Genomic DNA, 17,565 nt, shown 5'->3' with positions numbered 1-17,565 from the left:
AGTACGAGGCATCGTTCGACCTCGGACGTTAAAGAACAAGTTAGTCTCCCACCATGTCCGTCAACATCGATCTTGCATTCACCGTCACCGGGGTCGCCGACGAGCCGCAGGCCCGGGAGCTCGTCGGCGCCCTCGAGGAGCTGATGCGCGACGAGTCCCTCGGCGGCTACGTCGCCATCAGGGTGGGCGTGGACGACGAGGGCTCCTTCCTCGTCTCCGGGAAGAACCGCTTCCCGCTCGGCATCTCGCGCTTCCACCTGTGGCAGCCGCACTTCGAAGGGCTCTTCGCGATGACGGTCGCCGACGTGGCGGCCGCAGCGAGCCCGGAGATCACCTGGGGCTACCCGGACGAGGAGTGCTGAGCCGCGCGCCACGGAGCCGCGGGCAGCGCCCAGCGGATCGCCCGGGTCACGACCCGGCCGCCCGCGCGGGCGGCCGGGCCCGGCACCAGCTCGGCCGCGGACCCCGAACCGGCGGTGACGGCCGTCCTCGCCCACGACGGCAGCAGGTCCACGGCCGCCGCCGCGAGCAGCGCGTACGGCAGCCGGGCGGCCCCCGGCAGCGGCGGATCGGACAGGAGGAAACGGGCGGTGTCCCGGGAGGCGGCCGTCGGCCGCAGCGCGGGCCTGTACCGCGCCATCCGCAGGGCCAGTTCCCGTACGTCCTGCGGCGGCCGCTCCGCGCCCAGCGCCCGCGCCACCCGCGCCGTGTCGGCGAGGTACGCGTCGCAGCCCGCCGGATCCAACGGGTGTCTGCCGTAGAGCTGGTGGGCCCGCAGGAAGCAGACCGCCTCGGCGGCGTGCACCCAGCCCAGGAGCTCCGGGTCGTCGGCCCGGTACGGCACCCCGTCGGCCGTGCGGCCCCGGACGCGGGCGTGCACCGCCCGGACGCGGGCCACCGCCGCCTCGGCGTCGGCGCTCGTACCGAAGGTGGTCACCGCCAGGAAGGTACTGGTCCGGTGCAGGCGCCCCCACGGGTCGCCGCGGTACCCGGAGTGCGCCGCCACCGCGGCCATCGCGACGGGGTGCAGGGACTGGAGCAGCAGGGCGGCCAGGCCGCCGACGAACATCGACGCGTCCCCGTGGACCTGCCTGACCGGCCGGTCCGGCCCGAACCAGCGGGGCCCGGGCGTCAGGTGGATGCGCTCCCGGTTGCGGGCTCCGTGGGGACCGGCGACGCGCAGGAACACCGCCTCGCCGGCTTGCCGCCTGATCCGACGGACGGCCGTCGTCGGGCTCGCCATGCGCCCAGTATGCGCCCGGCGCCGCTCCGCGGTCCCATGGACACATGGACGGTTGAGAGACGCCGCGACGGGCAGGTGCCCCATGTACGAGGAGGTACGTCATGGCTGCCGAGGACGCGCCCGTACCGGAGGCCGCCGCCGGCCCCGAGCACGGCGGCCCCTACGTGGTGCGGGTGAGCGGCGACATGGATCTGGACCACGCGGCCGAGCTGAGGGCGACTCTCGCCGAGGCGCTGGCACAGGCCCCTGAAGGCGCCGAGATCATCGTCGACCTGCGGAATTCCTCTTTCTGCGACTCCTCAGGTCTCAACACCCTGCTGGATGCACGGCGGCAGGCACTGCAGGCAGGACACGTCCTGCGCCTGGCGGCGCCCAGCCACCAGCTGCTGAGGCTGCTCGAACTCACCGGTTCGAGCGGCTCCTTCCCCCTGGACGCCGCCGTGCCCGGCTGAGCGCACCGGGGAGCGGTGCGCCCCTGCCGGCGGCATGCCGACCCCGACCGATCGGAGAACCCGATGAGCAGCGCCGACGAAGCCTACGGCGACGACGTCTACCAGCCGCAGGAGAGCGACGAGTCGGCCGAGGCGCAACCCGACCTGGAGAACACCCTCGACGAGCCGGGCCTCGACGACACCCTCGACACCGCGTACGTACCGCTCGACCGCCCCCTGGCCGTCGACGACAGCGGCACGACCGCCGCCGAGGCGCGCAGGGGGGAGACGCTGGAGCAGCGCCTCGCGCGCGAGCAGCCGGAGGTGTCCGACCGGGACGAGGCCGGCGACGAGGCGGGCGACGCCCTGCTGGCCGGACCGGACCGGGCGGGCCGGCTGGCCGCGGTCGACGACTCGGCACCGCAGCGCCACATCTCCGTACTGGCCCGCGACGTCGGGATCGACGGGGGCGCGGCGTCGGCCGAGGAGGCCGCCGTCCACGTCGTCGAGGAGCTGCCGCCCGCCGAGGACGAGGAGCTGCCGCCCGCCGAGGACACGGACGTCTGAGGGCCTGCGGCACGGCGGCCAGATGGGTGGGGAGGCGCTCCGAGGCGCTCCGCCCTGTGTGTCGCGGATCGCGCAGTCAGTGGTCGGGGCCCCACATGGCGGTCAGCCGCCCCTTGCCGGGGATCAGCTCCTCCCAGCCGCCCGCGAGGTCCACCACGACGACGCCGGACGTCGGGAACCCGTCCCGCAACTGCTCCAGGAGCTCCTCGGGGCCGCTCCCGCACAGGGCCGTGGCCAGCTCGTGGATGCCCGGGTTGTGGCCCACCAGCGCCAGACAGCCCAGTCCCGCTCCGCGCTCCGTCAGAACGGTGGCCAGCGCGTGCGGCGCCGCGTTGTAGAGCCTCTCGTCGTAGACGGCGTCCGGGGGGTCCGACAGCGCCGGGACCAGCAGTTGCCAGGTCTGGCGTGTCCTGCGGGAGGGCGAGCACAGTGCGAGGTCCGGTGTGTAGCCGTGCTCGGCCAACCAGCGGCCCGTCCGGGGGGCGTCGGCCCTGCCGCGCTCGCCCAGGGCGCGCTCGAAGTCCTCGGCGGGGTCCCCCTTCGGCACCGCCTTGGCGTGCCGTATCAGCAGCAGTCGGCTACCGGCCGGGCGCGGCTCGGGGTCGGAGGACATGGCGCTCTCCCTTTCGGCTGGTCCGCGTACGGGAACACGCATACACGCCTACACGGTCATGGTGCGGTCGGTCCGGCACGCGCGCACCCGGGCCGGACCCGGGCGCACTACGCTCCGCAGGATGGAACGCGCAGACGTACTCAGGCGAGTGATCGGCATCCTCACCGAGGCCCAGGACATCCGCAGGGCCGCCGAAGCAGGGCAGGACGCCGCAGGCCCGGCCGAGACGGCCGGAGTGGCCACCCAGCTCCTGAACGAGATGCTCCCGTCGATCAGAGTGCCCGCCGACGCGTCGCCGCAGCAGGTGGCGACCCTGGTGGCCGAGGCGCTCGGCCCGGCCCTGCACACGATGGTCTCCGGATTCAGCCTGGCGTTCACCAGCCTCGCGATCGCGCACGACGGCGGACGCACGGACGTCTCCTCGATCGAGGTGCTCCAGGAACTCGCCCTGGAGGTCGAGGCCGGCACCTACGACGAAGGCCCGTGGGAGGCCTGACCCCGGGCGCGCCCCGCACGTGAGGCGGACGCCGTCACTCGGCGTCCTCGTCGCGCGGGTGGGACATCTTGCTCTCCTGCCGCCTCCGCAGTTCCTCCGGGGTCTTGCCGGCGACCGGCTTGCTGGCCTCGGGGTGCACCGGGTCCGGACCGGGGTGCTCCTGGGCGTGTTCCCCCCGGCCCCCGGCCGGCTGCTGACGCCTGTCCTCCGTACCCTTCATGGCTGACGCTCCCTCGCGATCCGATCGACGCGGACTTCGGACTTCCTCCACCTACCCCGCCGGGCACCCGCGACACGGCCGGCACCAGCCTGTGCGACACGACGTACGACACGACCGGACTCGTGCGTTCCGGCACGCGTCATCCGGCGCGGCCTGGGAAGATGCGCAGTCATGCCGCAAACGATCAGCAGCATCGCCACCCGTGTCGCACGGCGCCGCCGCGAGCCGGTCGCCGTCCAGGCCCTGCGCTCCACCGCCGCGGCCGTCATCAGCTACGTCGTGGCGCTCCGCCTGAGCAGCGAGCCGAACCCGCTGACCGCCCCGCTGACGGCCCTGCTCGTCGTCCAGGTCACGCTCTACTCCACGTTGACCACCAGCGTCCGCCGGGTCAACTCGGTGGTCGTCGGCGTCCTGATCGCCATCGGTTTCAGCGTGCTGGTCGGCCTCACCTGGTGGAGCCTCGGGCTGCTGATCCTGGCCTCCCTGGTGGTCGGCCACCTGGTGCGCGTGGACGAGTTCGTGCCCGAGGTCGCGATCAGCGCCATGCTCGTCCTCGGCGTCACCCAGGTGGCGGACACCGCCTGGGACCGGGTGGTGGAAACCCTCATCGGGGCGGTGGTCGGGCTGCTGGTCAACCTCCTCCTGGCACCGCCCCTGTGGATCGGCCCGGCGGGCACCGCGATCACCGATCTCGCCCTGCGCATGAGCCGCCTCCTCGACCACCTCGGCGAGGACCTCCCCGGCCCGGGCCGCGTCGAACAGGCCGCCGCCCGGCTGCACGAGGCGCGCCGCCTCGACAACGACATCGCGCAGGTCGACACCGCCCTGCGGCAGGCCGAGGACAGCCTCCGGCTCAATCCGCGGGTCAAGGAGGGCCTGCTCTTCCGGCTGGTGCTGCGCACCGGCCTGGACACCCTGGAGATCTGCGCGGTGGTGCTGCGCGTGGCCAGCCGCACCCTCACCGACCTCGCCAAGGCCCGCCCCGACGGCCCGCTCTTCGAGCCCGAGACCGCCGCCGCTCTGCGCGAGGTACTGCGCCACACCGCGATCGCCGTGGAGAGCTTCGCCCAGCTGATCACCGCGCAGGTGAGCGCCAACGCCGAGGAGGCCGAGGCCCGCCTGACCGGGGAGCTGGCCGTGGCCCGCGTCCACCGCGACCGGCTTGCGGACCTGCTGCTGGCGACCGCGCGCGAGGACCCCGAGCACTGGCAGCTGCGCGGCGCGCTGCTCACCGAGATCGACCGCGTCCTCGACGAGCTGGGCGTGGAGAAGCGCTCGCAGCGACTGCTGGAGGAACTCGACGAGCACACGCGCACCCGACGCACCGACGGACTGCGCGGCCGGCTGCGGAGGGGGACCCGCCGGCGGCGCGGGGCGGAGCGGTCGGGGTGACGGAGGGGGAACGGTGCGCGAAGGTGGGGGCATGGTGCACGTACTGGGCAGCAGGACCCTGCTGCGACCGACGGACCCCGAGCGGTCGCGCGCGTTCTACGGCGAGACCCTCGGCCTCGCCGTGTACCGCGAGTTCGGCACGGGGCCGGACCGCGGCACGGTCTACTTCCTCGGCGGCGGCTTCCTCGAGGTGTCGGGGCGGGCCGACGCGCCGCCGGCGCCGGGCCTGCGGCTGTGGCTCCAAGTCGCCGATGTGCAGGCGGCGTACGAGGAGTTGCACAGCCGCGGCGCCGAAGTGCTGAGACCTCCGCTGCGGGAACCGTGGGGACTGATCGAGATGTGGATCGCCGACCCCGACGGTGTGCGGATCGCTGTCGTGGAGGTCCCGCAGGACCATCCACTGCGCTACCGCCCCTGAGGGCGTGCCAGGAGGCCCGGCGTCAGTAGTAGTGCTTGCGGCCTCCCACGGCGTGCCCGACGGCGCCCAGCAGCCACAGCACCAGGCCGATGACCACGAGGATCACGCCGATCGTCCAGAGGATCGATATCCCCGTGACGAAGCCGATGATCAGCAGGATGACGCCAAGAACGATCATGACTACCTCCTGGTTCCTCTCGAACCGGTATGCACGGCGTCTACCACGATTACGCGACCCCATGCCCGTTTCGCCCAGGTCGATGCTGTTCACCCGATCCGGCGCGGTCGACTCGGCTCGGCGGGCGCGGGACCGGCCGGGAACCGGGTACGGGCCGGGGGCCGGGTACGGGCGGGGGCCGGCTCGCGGTCCCGGTGCTCGGCGGGGTCGCCCGCCCGCCGGAAGCGGACCGCCGCCGGGAGAACGGCCCCGTGGGCGGCCTGCCCCGCCGGGCCGTACGCGACCCTCGGCGCCGGCGGCGCGTCCGCGTGAGCCGCTGCCGCGCCACGCACCGGGGAGGGCCGGCCGTTAAGGCTCGCCGAGCCGGCTTCTTCAGCCGCCGTGGCGGAAGCTCCACGCCTCGATGTCGCGGTAGTGGATCGGGCCCGGGCCGCGGCCGATGTTGCTGCCGACCAGGTGCAGGCGTGCGGTCCGCCACCGGCGGCCGGAGAACGCGCCGAGCCCGGCGGCGGCCTCCACCACGCACGCGGGATCGTTTCGGCGGGTCCGCGCCAGGGTGAGATGGGGGCGCAGCGGCCGGTCCTCGAAGGGCACCCCGCATTCCTTGACCACGGCACGCACCTCGGAGGCGAGCAGGTGCAGGCCTTCGAGGTCGCCGTCGACCCCGCTCCACAGCACCCGCTCGTCGAAGTGGCCGCCGCCGGTCAGCGCCAGTTCGAGGGGCGGGCGGGCCGCCGCCAGGCCGGCGAGCGGCGGCCGCAGGAGCGGAACCGTCCCGACCGGGAGTTCCCCGAGGAACGCCAGGGTGATGTGCCAGTCCTCGATGCGGTTCCACCGCAGGCCCGGGTACGCCGCGTAGGCGGGCCGCAGCGCCCGCGCGAGCTCGTCCTTGGCGTCGTCGGGCGGGGCGAGCGCTATGAACACCCGAACGGTCGAGGGCTGGATCTGTTCCTTCACAGAAGTCTTCGTACCGTACGGCGCGTGCTCCGGTCATCTTCGCGGCCGCGCGCACCCCGGGCGGGGCGCCGCTCAGTCGACGAGCACGCCCGGGTTGAGGATCCCCCGCGGGTCGAGGGCGCCCTTCGCGGCGCGCAGCGCGAGGGCGAAGGGGTCGGGGCGCTGGAGGTCGTACCCGGGGCGGTGGTCCCGGCCGACGGCGTGGTGGTGGGTGATCGTGGCCCGGTGACGGTGCAGGACGTCGCCCGCCACGGCCTTGAGGTCGTCCCAGAAGGCCACCTCGTCCCCGGGGCGGCCCGCCGCCAGGACGGTGAAGTACGGGGCCGCACCGTCGGGATAGACGTGCGTGAGGCGGCAGTTGACGGTCGCCGGGTGGCCGGAGCCCTTGAGGGCCGCCTCCCCGACCTCCTTGCGGACCGCTTCGATCAGGCCGGGGATCCGGTCCCAGGTGGCCGCCGTCTCGAAGGTCTCCGCCACCGCCCCCATCCTGGCCAGCCCGTCGCGGAGGTAGGGCATCCGCAGGAAGGCCGAGCGCCAGGCGCTCACGGCGGCGTCACAGTTCCCGCCCTCCGTGCCGCCCGCGGCCGCCGCGCCGGCGGGCCCGGCGGACGGCCTGCCGCCGTGGGACCGGGCCAGGTCGACGGCCTGTGCGAGCCGGGCCGTGACGGGCGCGTCCGCGGACTCGAACCCCAGCACGAGCACGGCGGAGCCGTCGCGGGAGGCGCCCGACAGCGCGGCCTCGCCGGCGTCGAGCAGCCGGCAGTTGGCGGGGCACAGGTCCGACTGCGCGAGGGCGCGCACCGCTGCCAGCGCGGCGTGGAAGTCGCCGAACGCGAGGGACGCGGACGCCTTGTGGGCGGGGCGTTCCTGAAGCCGTACCCACGCCTCGGTGATGATCCCGAGCGCCCCCTCGGAGCCGAGGAACAGCCGGTCGGGGGAGGGGCCCGCGCCGGACGCGGGCAGCCGCCACGAGGCGCTGGTGCCGGCCGGTGTGACCACGCGCAGGGATTGGACGAAGTCGTCGATGTGCGTGCGCCCGGTGGCGTAGTGGCCGCCGGCCCGGGTGGCGAGCCAGCCGCCCAGCGTGGAGAACTCGAAGCTCTGCGGGAAATGCCTCAGGGTCAGCCCGTGGGGCCGCAGTTGGTCCTCCAGGCCCGGGCCGAGGGCGCCGGCCTGGATGCGCGCCGCCCGGCCGACGGCGTCGACCTCCAGGACGCGGTCCATGGCCGTCAGGTCGAGGGACAGTACGGCGCGATGGGCGTCGCCGCGGTACTCCACGCCGCCCGAGACGGAGGAGCCGCCGCCGTACGGGACGACCGCGACCTGCCGTTCGCCGGCCCAGTCCAGCAGGTCTGCCACTCCGCGCTCGTCCGTCGGGCGTGCGACCAGGTCGGGGATGCGGCCGGGGCGTCCGCGCAGGGCGCGCACGATGTCGCGGTAGGCCTTGCCCATGGCGTGGGCGGCACGGTCCGCGGGGTCGGCCCCGACCAGGTGCGCCAGGCCGGCCGGGGGTTCGACTGCGGGCCGCCGGATGTCCAGGTCGCGGACGCGCGGGACGGGCAGCGGGTGGGCGAGGGTGCCCGGTATCAGGGCGCCCAGGGCGGTGCATTCCGCGTCGTCGGGGTGGGCGTCCGCCCACCCCCACCCCCACCAGGACCGGGTGCGCGCGGTGGAGGTCGGCTGTGGCGTCGTACCGGGCATGGGGGCGCTCCAGGGATGGCGATGCGGAACTTACCTTGCGGTAAATTACTTACTGATAATATCCAGGCATGGCAACCCCGCGCTCGAAAGCCGGCACCAAGGGAGTCCCGCGGCAGCACCGCCAGCAGCAGATCCTGGCCGCGGCCACCGAGGAGTTCGGCACCCGCGGCTACGCGGCCGCCTCCCTCGCCGCCGTCGCCGACCGCGTCGGCGTCACCAAGACCCTGCTGCACCAGTACTTCGGCACCAAGGAGGACCTGTACCTGGCCTGCCTGGTGCCCGTCGGGGACCGCCTGCTGGACACCATCCGCACCGCGATGGGCCGGGACGGCGCCACCGCGCACACGCCCCTGCGGGTCCTGCAGAGCATCTTCACCGCCCTGGAAGGACAGCGGGAGGCGTGGTTCGTGCTGTACGACACCTCCCTGCCGGCCGGCGGCGCGGCCGCGCGCCGCGCGGCGGAGTACTGGTCCGCCATCGACGATCTCGCCGCCGACGGCACCGCCGACCTGCTGCGCGCGGCAGGCTCCGGCGACCCTCTGGACGCGGACGCGCTCATGTACGTCTGGCGGGACCTGGTCGCCACCCTCGTCCGCTGGTGGATCAAGCACCCCGACCAGTCCCCGGAGGCCATGACACGCCGCTGCGCCCGCCTCTTCGCCGCCGCCGCAGCCCTCACCCCCGGCCCCGCAGGCCCGCCGGAACCGCTCGGCTGACATGCGGTCTGCCGTCGCCGGCGCTCCCGGGCGGGCATCGCCCGCACGTCGGCCGCCTCGGTGACGGCCGTTCCGCCGCGACGCCCACGGGTGCCCGGTCCACGGCACTCGGCCGGCCGGCCCGGGCCTCGTGGCGGCGCCGGCCCGTCACCCCCACGAGGCGGACCGGGAACACGTCGTCCTGCGCACCGGGTGCCCCGCGCGGCCGTCCGGGCGGTGGCACCGGTCCTCCGCACCGTCCCGGGCCGCTGCCCGTGCCCGGTGAACCCGGGCCGGTCGCCAGCTCGGTGGACTGCTCACTGAACGCGGCCCTGCGCCTGGACCCGCCCGTCCGCCTCGACCTGGGGCCCGCCGGGGACGGTGGGGGCGAGCACCGTGTACTGCGCCGCGGACCACCCGCCCGCACTCGCGGCCGCCCTGCGTGCGGCCGACCGCCGCCGCATGCCGCCGCAGCAGAGCCGGCCCGGACGGGGGCCCGCGACGCCGCCCGGGCCGGCCCGCGAGAAGCAGGCCCCGCGGTCGCTGGACCGCGCGGGAGGCGCACCGCGCCTTGACGGCCGCCCGGCCGGCCGGGGACCGACGTGCGGGAGCAGCCGCACCTGCGACGGCCCCGCCGCGCCACGGACCGGCGAACTCCTCGCGGAGACGACCCGGCTCCACGGCGACGAGGCGCACCGCCCCCTCGACGGTGCCGCCCAGCCGGCCCCGATACGGGAGCCGCCCGGCCGGCTGCCGGACCGCGCCGAGATCGGCCCCGGCGGGGGCCGGCTGTCGTCGCGGGCGGGCATCGGGGCGACGAGATCCTGCGATTCGGGCCCCGCACCCCGGCATCGGCCGGGGTGACCGGCCACGGCACCGCCGTCTCCGGGGTGACGGCAGCGACCTGTCCGTAGTGGGCCTGCCGGGCCGCATCCGGTCGAGCGCGTCATACTCCGTACCCCCGCGCCCCGCGGCACCGTGCACTGGTCAGCCGTTCAGGGAAGCCATCAGTTCGGGCGCGTAGCGGTCGCCCGAGGCCACCCCGTGCGGGGCGACGGCGTCGATCGCGGCCAGCTCGGCGGGGGTGATCGTCACGCCGGTCGCGGCGATGTTCTCCTCCAGGTAGGTGCGGCGCTTCGTGCCCGGGATGGGCACCGCGCCCTGGTGCAGGGTCCAGGCCAGGGCCAGCTGCGAGGGTGTGACGCCCTTCGCGGCGGCGAGTCGGCGGACCTGGTCCACGACGGCCAGATTGCGCCGGAAGTTTTCCCCCTGGAAGCGGGGGTCGGTGCGGCGGAAGTCGTCCGCCGCGAAGTCGTCGGGGGTGGTGATGGCGCCGGAGAGGAAGCCGCGGCCGAGCGGGGAGTAGGCGACGAGTCCGATCCCCAGGTCGCGGAGGGTGTCGAGGACCCCGTCGTGCTCGATGCCGCGCTCGAAGAGGCTGTACTCGGTCTGTACGGCTGCCAGCGGGTGCACGGCGTGGGCGCGGGTGATCGTGGCGGGGGAGACTTCGCACAGGCCGATGTGGCGGACCTTGCCCGCCTCGACCAGCCCGGCCAGGGCGCCCACGCTCTCCTCGATCGGCACGTCCGGGTCGACGCGGTGCAGGTAGTAGAGGTCGATGTGGTCGGTGCCCAGGTGGCGCAGGGAGCGGTCCGCCGACCGGCGGATGTACTCGGGCGTCCCGTTGTGGCCGAGGAAGGCGCCCTCGTCGGTGAACTCGATCCCGGTCTTGGTCGCCACGACGGCCGCCTCGCGGCGCCCGGCCAGGGCCTTGCCGAGCAGCTGCTCGTTGCGGAAGGGGCCGTAGCCCTCGGCGGTGTCGAGAAGGGTGACGCCGAGTTCCAGGGCGCGGTCGATGGTGGCGAGGGACTCGGTCTCGTCGGTGGCGCCGTAGTGGGCGCTCATGCCCATCAGCCCGAGGCCCTCGGCCCCGACCGCAAGGCCCTGGCGGCCCAGTGCGCGCATCTCCATGGTGTGCTCCTCGAGAAAGTAACTAACTGGATAGATAGAGCATGCGGCGCGTCGCCCTCCCTTGTCAATAACCAGATAGTTACTTGCTAGGCTGCGGCCCATGGCACGGGATTCCCACGCGACCAAGGCGCGTCTGCTCGACGCGGCCTTCTCCGAGTTCGCGGCGTACGGCATCGCCGGTGCGCGCGTCGACCGCATCGCGGAGACCGCGCAGGCGAACAAGCGGCTCATCTACGTCTACTACGGCAACAAGGAGCAGCTCTTCGACGCCGTGCTCCAGCGGGCCCTGGAGACCGGCTCGGAAATCGTGCCCTTCGACGCCGACGACCTGCCCGGCTACGCGGGGGCCGTGTTCGACCACCTCGTCGAGCGCCCCGAGCTGATGCGTCTCGTGCTGTGGAAGCAGCTGGAGCGCCCGGGCTCCACAGGGGCGGAGGCCGAGTCCTACGAGGGCAAGATCACGGCCGTGCGGGAGGCGCAGGAAGCGGGCCGGATCGACGCGGGCATCGCCGCGGCGGACGTGCTGACGCTGGTCATCGGCCTGTCGCAGGCCTGGTTCGGGGCGGTGGGCGGCCCGGCGGCGGGAGCGGCGGGCACCGGCTGGCCCGCCGAGCGCCTCGCGAGCCACCGGGCGGCCGTCGTGGAGTCCGTACGCCGTATCACCGCGCCCCCGGCCGCCTGAGGCACCGGGCGCCGCCCCGGGTGCCGCCGCCCCCGCTGCCGGCCGACGCGGGACCGCCTGCGGCGCCGGAGGGGCCGGTACCGCCCGGTCGGCGTACGCGGGTGGCGCAGCTCCGGCGGCACGGGAGCCGCCCGACCGCCGCCCCCGCGCAATCCGCCCGCCCGGTCGCGCGATCGGCCCTCACCCGCGGAGCCCGCGGGGCCGAGGCGAGGGGCGCGGCGGTACGCTCCGGCGAACTCCCGCAGGGGCTCGGGACATCACCCGCGCAGGCTCCGGCGGGCGGTTCGACAAGGGGGACTTCGGCGGATCGGGCTGCCGCCCCGCCCCGCCGTCGACCACCCACGGCCGCAGCGGCTTCGGGCGGACCTCGGCCACCTCCGCGATCGACGCCCGCCGGGTGCGTGCCCGACTTCCTCGATCTCGCGCCCGCCGGCCCGTCCCCCCATCGAGGAGGGCCTCGCCGCGATCCGGACCGCGCCCGAAACCGGCGGAGTGCGCGGGGGGATGGACCGGCTGCGGGACGAGCAGGGGCCGTGCTCCTCCACCTCGACGCCGAGCTCCGCGCCGACCGGGCAGCCCGCTTCCTGAGCGCCGGCGGCCTCCGGCACCCCAGTGGATCGACGGACCGCCCCGCGAGGGAGCGCCGCGCAACCCCGCCCGAATGTGCGGAAGTTGACACTCCGGCGCAGCCTTGGCGGAAAGTGCCCGGCCGGCATGTCCGAAACCGCCGAGGCAGTGGTCAAACACCCCGCTGCCCAAGATCACCGAATCGAGGTAATACCTGCCCCTTCCCATGGGGCATCACGATCGCTGGCCGTTAGTGTGCTTCCGGATCTAGAGGGATTGCCCGGGTATTCACCCTATTTTTCTTCTTTCACTGGTGACAGGCACACGCATGCGCTGATCACCGCCCGCACGAAGGAGAGCCCTGCGCGATGACCGTGGACACCAGCCCAGAAGCGCAGCTGGAGCCGACCCAGCAGACCAGTCTGGGCACGGCGGCCGCCCGCAACCTTGCCACCACGACCAAGTCCGCCCCGCAGATGCAGGAGATCACCTCCCGGTGGCTGCTGAAGACGCTCCCCTGGGTGGAGACCAAGGGCGGCACCTACCGTGTCAACCGCCGCCTGACCTACACCGTCGGTGACGGCCGCATCGAATTCGTCCAGGACGGAGCCGACGTCCGTGTGATCCCGCGCGAGCTGGGCGAACTCGCCATGCTGCGCGGCTTCGAGGACGAGCAGGTGCTGCGCACGCTCGCCGACCGGTGCGTCCAGCGCGACTTCCGCGCCGGTGAGGTGCTGGTCGAGCGCGGGGCCGCCGCCGATCGGATCCACCTGATCGCCCACGGCCGGATCAGCCAGACCTCGGTCGGCAAGTACGGCGACGCCATCGCCGTCGCGGTGCTGGCCGACGGCGACCGGTTCGGCGAGAACGCGCTGCTGGACGCCGACGCGACCGCCGACTACACGGCCACGGCCGAGACCTCCGGCACCCTGCTCACCCTCTCCCGCGCCGACTTCTCCGCCGTCCTCGACGCGGCACCGAACCTCCGGGCGCACATCGAGCAGTTCGGGTCGCTCCCGCACCAGCGGCAGAACAAGCACGGTGAGGCAGAGATCGCGATGTCCGCCGGCCACACCGGCGAGACCGCGCTCCCCGGCACGTTCGTCGACTACGAGCTCAAGCCGCGCGAGTACGAACTCTCCATCGCCCAGACCGTGCTCCGGGTCCACACGCGCGTCGCCGACCTCTACAACGGGCCGCACAACCAGACCGAGGAACAACTCCGGCTCACCATCGAGGCGCTGCGCGAGCGCCAGGAGTACGAGCTCGTCAACAACCGGGAGTTCGGCCTCCTGCACAACGCCGACTTCAAGCAGCGCATCCAGACCCACTCCGGCCCGCCCACCCCGGACGACATGGACGAACTGCTCTGCCGCCGCCGCGGCACCAGGTTCTTCTTCGCCCACCCCAGGACCATCGCGGCGATCGGGCGCGAGTTCAACGCCCGCGGGCTCTACCCGGACCACGTCGACCTCGGCGGCCAGCAGGTGCCGGCCTGGCGCGGGGTCCCGATCCTCCCGTGCAGCAAGATTCCCATCAGCAAGGAGAACACGAGCTCCATCCTCGCCATGCGCACGGGCGAGGACAACCAGGGCGTCATCGGCCTGCACCAGACCGGGCTGCCGGAGGAGTACGAGCCGGGACTGTCCGTGCGCTTCATGGGCATCAGCGAGCAGGCGATCATCTCGTACCTCGTCACCACCTACTACTCCGCCGCCATCCTGGTCCCCGACGCGCTCGGCGTGATGGAGAACGTCCAGATCGGCCGCCGGCGCGACTGACGGCCCGGCCGTCATCAGCCCGGACCCTCCCGGGCCGGCCGAACGTGCCAGGGAGGGTCCGGCACAGCCCACCCCCATCACCTAGGAGCCACGGATGCCCGTTCCCGGGCCTTCCCCTGCGCAGTCGAGCCTGCCTGCCGCCGCGGCCCGCTTCGGGACCCACGGCCGCGGCGCCGACGCCGTCACCGGAGGCAAGCCCGCGCTGCCGACCGGGCCGGCGCTGCCCTTCGGGCCGGCGGCCCGGCCCTCCCACCCCGTTCCCGTTCCCGCTCCCGAGGCGTTGCCCGTACCGGCCGGAGGGCCGGGCGGCGACCTGGCCGCCGCACCGGTGCGGCAGGCCGCCGCCACGACGGCGACACCGAACCCCGCCCTGGAACGGATCATGCGCGGCCCCAGCGGCGTGGGCACGGAGGGGCTGTTCTTCTTCACCCCCCGCCAGGCACCGCCCGCCGCCCCGCCCGCCCCGGCCGACCCGCCGGCGCCCCGGCCGGCAGCCGGGGGCAGGCCGATCCCCGGCCTGTACCACCACCCGGTCCCGGAGCCCGACCCCGCACGCGTGGAGGAGGTCAGCCGCCGGATCAAGCGCTGGGCGGTGGACGAGGTGCAGGCGTACCCGCCGGAGTGGGAGGACCAGTTCGACGGCTTCTCCGTGGGCCGCTACATGGTCGCCTGCCACCCGGACGCCCCGACCGTCGACCACCTCATGATCGCCACCCGGCTGATGGTCGCCGAGAACGTGGTCGACGACTGCTACTGCGAGGACCACGGAGGTTCGCCGGTCGGACTAGGAGGAAGGCTTCTGCTGGCGCACACCGCCCTGGACCCGGTCCACACGACCGCGCAGTACCAGTCGCAGTGGGCGCAGTCGCTCCTCTCGGACGCGCCGCGGCGCTCCTACCGCTCGGCCATGGAGTACTTCGCGCAGGCGGCGACCCCCTCGCAGGCCGACCGGTACCGGCACGACATGGCCCGGCTGCACATGGGGTACCTCGCCGAGGCCGCCTGGGCCGAGACCAAGTACGTCCCGGAAGTGCACGAGTACCTGGCGATGCGCCAGTTCAACAACTTCCGCCCGTGCCCCACCATCACCGACACCGTGGGCGGCTACGAACTCCCGGCCGATCTGCACGCCATGCCCGCCATGCAACGGGTGATCGCGCTGGCCGGCAACGCCACCACCATCTCCAACGACCTGTACTCCTACACCAAGGAACTCGACAGCCCCGGCCTCCACCTGAACCTGCCGGTGGTCATCGCAGCACGGGAGGGCCTCTCCGACAAGGAGGCCTACCTGAAGGCGGTAGAGATCCACAACGACCTCATGCACGCCTTCGAGGCCGCGGCCGCGGAACTGGCCGTGTCCTGCCCCGACCCACGCGTGGTGCGCTTCCTGCGGGGCGTGGCCGTCTGGGTCGACGGCAACCACTACTGGCACCAGAGCAACACCTACCGATACAGCCTGCCCGACTTCTGGTAAGGACGGATTTATCTGTGACCAGCACCGATTTCACCGTTGCCGCCCCCACTTCCGCCTTCATCCCCTCCCCGGCGACGCCCTACCAGGGCGACATCGCACGCTACTGGGACCACGAGGCCCGGCCGGTGAACCTGCGTCTCGGCGATGTCGACGGTCTGTACCACCACCACTACGGCATCGGTGACATCGACCACGCGGCCCTCGGGGACACCGAGGACAGCGCGTACGAGAAGAAGCTGATCGCCGAGCTCCACCGGCTGGAGTCCGCGCAGGCGGACGTCCTGCTGAACCACCTCGGCGCCATCGGACGCGACGACACGCTCGTGGACGCCGGCTGCGGCCGCGGCGGCTCGATGGTCATGGCCCACCAGCGGTTCGGATGCAAGGTCGAAGGCGTCACCCTGTCGGCCAAGCAGGCCGACTTCGCCAACCAGCGCGCCCGCGAGCTGGGCATCGAGGACTCCGTCCGCGCCCGCGTCTGCAACATGCTCAACACGCCGCTCGAGACCGGGCAGGCCGCCGCCTCCTGGAACAACGAGTCGAGCATGTACGTCGACCTGCACGACCTGTTCGCCGAGCACTCCCGCGTCCTCGCCGTCGGCGGCCGCTACGTGACCATCACCGGCTGCTGGAATCCGCGTTACGGCCAGCCCTCGAAGTGGGTCTCCCAGATCAACGCCCACTTCGAGTGCAACATCCACTCCCGCCGGGAGTACATGAGGGCCATGGCCGACAACCGTCTCGTGCCGCAGGCCGTGATCGACCTGACCCCCGAGACCCTGCCCTACTGGGAGCTGCGCGCCACGTCCTCCCTGGTCACGGGTATCGAGGAGGCGTTCATCAACTCCTACAAGGACGGCTCCTTCCAGTACGTCCTGATCGCGGCCGACCGCGTCTGACGCCGCTGCACGACGGCCGGACCCGTGACCGCACGGGTCCGGCCCCGCGGCGTGGTGCCCAGCGGCCACGTCGTCGGGACCGAATCCGGGCCCGGTATCCGGTCCGACGGGTCCTGGCCAAACACGCCGCAGCGCCCCGGCCGCCCTCCGCGCCCACCCGCGGGGAGAGCCTTGGGGGTCAACAGGCTGATTCCGGTCCGGGAATGATCTGTACCGGCCAAACTGAGAAGAGATCGATCCACTCTCGCGCTACTGTGCGCCCGTGAGTCTTCATGTGGTCGTGGGTTTTGGACCCGCAGGCGCCGCCACCGCCCGTTTGCTGGCAGAGCAGGGACATTCCGTACGGGTCGTCACCAGGACGGGCAGAAGCCCGGAACCGGGGATCGAGCACCTCGCCCTCGACGCGACGGACCGGGAGGGGCTGATCTCCGCCGCGCGGGGCGCAGCGGCGATCCACCACTGCGCCGCGCCGCCCTACCACCACTGGGTGCGCGCATGGACGCCGCTCGTCTCCTCGGTCTGCGCCGCGGCCGAGGCCACCGGGGCCGTGCTGGTCATGTTGGGCAACCTCTACGGCTACGGGCCGGTGGACGGACCCATGACCGAGGAGCTGCCGCTCGCGGCGACCGGCCCCAAGGGCCGTGTCCGCGCCGCCGCCTGGGAACAGGTGCGGACGCGGCACGAACAGGGCCGCGTCCAGGCGGTCGAGGTGCGCGCCGGCGACTTCTTCGGGCCGGGCGTCACCGACGGCGGGCACCTCGCCGGACGGGTCGTACCGGCGCTGCTGCGCGGCAAGCCGGTCTCCGCGCTGGGGGACCCGGACGCCCCGCACAGCTGGACCTACCTGCCCGACGTGGCCGCGGCGATGGCCGAGGTCGCGGGCGAGGAACGGGCCTGGGGGCGTGCCTGGCACATCCCGACCGGACCCGCCCGGTCCGTCCGGGAGATGGCCGACCGGCTCGCCGCGGAAGCGGGAGCGGGGCCTGCGGTGGTGCGCAGGATCCCTCCGGCCGCACTGGGCCTCGCCGGGCTGTTCTCCCCGCTGCTGCGCGAACTGAAGGAGATCCGCTACCAGTTCGACCGCCCCTTCGTCGTCGATTCCAGCGCCTACGAGGCCGCGTTCGCGGTGCGCGCCACTCCCGTCGACGAACAGGTCAAGGCCACGCTCGACTGGTGGCGTGCGCGACCGACGACCGGGTGAGGACCGTGACAGGGACACAGAAGCCGCGGGAGCAGAAGTCGCGGGAGCAGGAGCCGGGGGCGCAGCACGAGGCCAT

19 protein-coding genes are annotated in these 17,565 nt (G+C 73.6%); 12 read left to right on the top strand and 7 right to left on the bottom strand.

The features are described from left to right. Positions 1 to 53: 53 nt before the first annotated feature. On the top strand, positions 54 to 362 hold the full coding sequence (locus AVW11_RS26320; protein ID WP_076046220.1) for a hypothetical protein: 309 nt from the start codon (positions 54 to 56) through the stop codon (positions 360 to 362). On the opposite strand, the gene AVW11_RS26315 is transcribed toward AVW11_RS26320, so the two are convergent. Further along, a complete protein-coding gene (locus AVW11_RS26315; RefSeq protein ID WP_076046218.1) occupies positions 341 to 1,243 on the bottom strand; it encodes an oxygenase MpaB family protein in 903 nt (300 codons plus the stop codon). The genes AVW11_RS26320 and AVW11_RS26315 overlap by 22 nt on opposite strands. Before the next feature lie 101 nt (positions 1,244 to 1,344). Between AVW11_RS26315 and AVW11_RS26310 the strand changes: the two genes are divergently transcribed. Then, positions 1,345 to 1,695, top strand: coding sequence for an STAS domain-containing protein (locus tag AVW11_RS26310; RefSeq protein WP_076046216.1), 351 nt, complete (start codon positions 1,345 to 1,347; stop codon positions 1,693 to 1,695). Between the two features lie 63 nt (positions 1,696 to 1,758). Further along, positions 1,759 to 2,241 carry a DUF5709 domain-containing protein gene (locus AVW11_RS26305; RefSeq protein WP_076046214.1) on the top strand — a complete coding sequence of 161 codons (483 nt, stop codon included), beginning with the start codon at positions 1,759 to 1,761 and terminating at the stop codon, positions 2,239 to 2,241. A gap of 76 nt (positions 2,242 to 2,317) precedes the next feature. On the opposite strand, the gene AVW11_RS26300 is transcribed toward AVW11_RS26305, so the two are convergent. Further along, positions 2,318 to 2,854 (bottom strand): SixA phosphatase family protein, encoded by a 537-nt coding sequence (locus AVW11_RS26300; protein ID WP_060177518.1) that lies wholly within the window; start codon positions 2,852 to 2,854, stop codon positions 2,318 to 2,320. Positions 2,855 to 2,975: 121 nt separating this feature from the next. Between AVW11_RS26300 and AVW11_RS26295 the strand changes: the two genes are divergently transcribed. Further along, positions 2,976 to 3,350: a hypothetical protein gene (locus AVW11_RS26295; protein WP_060177519.1), complete on the top strand. Its 375-nt coding sequence runs from the start codon at positions 2,976 to 2,978 to the stop codon at positions 3,348 to 3,350. Positions 3,351 to 3,384: 34 nt separating this feature from the next. Here AVW11_RS26295 and AVW11_RS26290 read toward each other — a convergent pair whose 3' ends face one another. Then, positions 3,385 to 3,570, bottom strand: coding sequence for a hypothetical protein (locus tag AVW11_RS26290; RefSeq protein ID WP_051699798.1), 186 nt, complete (start codon positions 3,568 to 3,570; stop codon positions 3,385 to 3,387). A 171-nt stretch (positions 3,571 to 3,741) separates the two neighbouring features. On the opposite strand from AVW11_RS26290, the gene AVW11_RS26285 reads away from it, so the two are divergent. After that, positions 3,742 to 4,962 (top strand): FUSC family protein, encoded by a 1,221-nt coding sequence (locus tag AVW11_RS26285; RefSeq protein ID WP_030843525.1) that lies wholly within the window; start codon positions 3,742 to 3,744, stop codon positions 4,960 to 4,962. Positions 4,963 to 4,993: 31 nt separating this feature from the next. Then, positions 4,994 to 5,380, top strand: coding sequence for a VOC family protein (locus AVW11_RS26280; protein ID WP_030843522.1), 387 nt, complete (start codon positions 4,994 to 4,996; stop codon positions 5,378 to 5,380). A 22-nt stretch (positions 5,381 to 5,402) separates the two neighbouring features. Here AVW11_RS26280 and AVW11_RS37825 read toward each other — a convergent pair whose 3' ends face one another. The 3 genes from AVW11_RS37825 to AVW11_RS26270 all read right to left on the bottom strand — a co-directional run bounded on the left by AVW11_RS37825 (position 5,403) and on the right by AVW11_RS26270 (position 8,216). Next, on the bottom strand, positions 5,403 to 5,558 hold the full coding sequence (locus AVW11_RS37825) for a DUF6131 family protein (protein WP_167389254.1): 156 nt from the start codon (positions 5,556 to 5,558) through the stop codon (positions 5,403 to 5,405). 372 nt (positions 5,559 to 5,930) lie between these two features. Beyond that, a complete protein-coding gene (thpR, locus tag AVW11_RS26275; RefSeq protein WP_060177521.1) occupies positions 5,931 to 6,515 on the bottom strand; it encodes an RNA 2',3'-cyclic phosphodiesterase in 585 nt (194 codons plus the stop codon). 72 nt (positions 6,516 to 6,587) lie between these two features. Further along, a complete protein-coding gene (locus AVW11_RS26270; RefSeq protein ID WP_076046212.1) occupies positions 6,588 to 8,216 on the bottom strand; it encodes an FAD-binding oxidoreductase in 1,629 nt (542 codons plus the stop codon). A gap of 68 nt (positions 8,217 to 8,284) precedes the next feature. On the opposite strand from AVW11_RS26270, the gene AVW11_RS26265 reads away from it, so the two are divergent. Beyond that, complete coding sequence (locus AVW11_RS26265) at positions 8,285 to 8,932, top strand: TetR/AcrR family transcriptional regulator (RefSeq protein ID WP_076046210.1); 648 nt, start codon at positions 8,285 to 8,287, stop codon at positions 8,930 to 8,932. A gap of 966 nt (positions 8,933 to 9,898) precedes the next feature. On the opposite strand, the gene AVW11_RS26255 is transcribed toward AVW11_RS26265, so the two are convergent. Next, positions 9,899 to 10,882: an aldo/keto reductase gene (locus AVW11_RS26255; protein WP_076046206.1), complete on the bottom strand. Its 984-nt coding sequence runs from the start codon at positions 10,880 to 10,882 to the stop codon at positions 9,899 to 9,901. Positions 10,883 to 10,982: 100 nt separating this feature from the next. Between AVW11_RS26255 and AVW11_RS26250 the strand changes: the two genes are divergently transcribed. The 5 genes from AVW11_RS26250 (at position 10,983) to AVW11_RS26230 (ending at position 17,489) form a co-directional block, all read left to right on the top strand. Next, positions 10,983 to 11,564: a TetR/AcrR family transcriptional regulator gene (locus AVW11_RS26250; RefSeq protein WP_060177526.1), complete on the top strand. Its 582-nt coding sequence runs from the start codon at positions 10,983 to 10,985 to the stop codon at positions 11,562 to 11,564. 935 nt (positions 11,565 to 12,499) lie between these two features. Further along, positions 12,500 to 13,912 carry a family 2B encapsulin nanocompartment shell protein gene (locus AVW11_RS26245; RefSeq protein WP_076046204.1) on the top strand — a complete coding sequence of 471 codons (1,413 nt, stop codon included), beginning with the start codon at positions 12,500 to 12,502 and terminating at the stop codon, positions 13,910 to 13,912. A gap of 94 nt (positions 13,913 to 14,006) precedes the next feature. Next, the gene (locus AVW11_RS26240; protein ID WP_076046202.1) at positions 14,007 to 15,389 is read left to right on the top strand and encodes a family 2 encapsulin nanocompartment cargo protein terpene cyclase; all 1,383 of its coding nucleotides are present in this window, start codon (positions 14,007 to 14,009) and stop codon (positions 15,387 to 15,389) included. A gap of 14 nt (positions 15,390 to 15,403) precedes the next feature. Next, positions 15,404 to 16,288 (top strand): geranyl diphosphate 2-C-methyltransferase, encoded by an 885-nt coding sequence (locus tag AVW11_RS26235; RefSeq protein ID WP_107423337.1) that lies wholly within the window; start codon positions 15,404 to 15,406, stop codon positions 16,286 to 16,288. Between the two features lie 262 nt (positions 16,289 to 16,550). Beyond that, complete coding sequence (locus tag AVW11_RS26230) at positions 16,551 to 17,489, top strand: NAD-dependent epimerase/dehydratase family protein (RefSeq protein WP_076046200.1); 939 nt, start codon at positions 16,551 to 16,553, stop codon at positions 17,487 to 17,489. Positions 17,490 to 17,565 lie beyond the last annotated feature (76 nt).

The sequence above is a fragment of the Streptomyces amritsarensis genome (genome assembly GCF_001953875.1).
Classification (GTDB): Bacteria; Actinomycetota; Actinomycetes; order Streptomycetales; family Streptomycetaceae; genus Streptomyces; species Streptomyces amritsarensis.
This window is presented reverse-complemented; position numbering and strand designations above follow the sequence as displayed.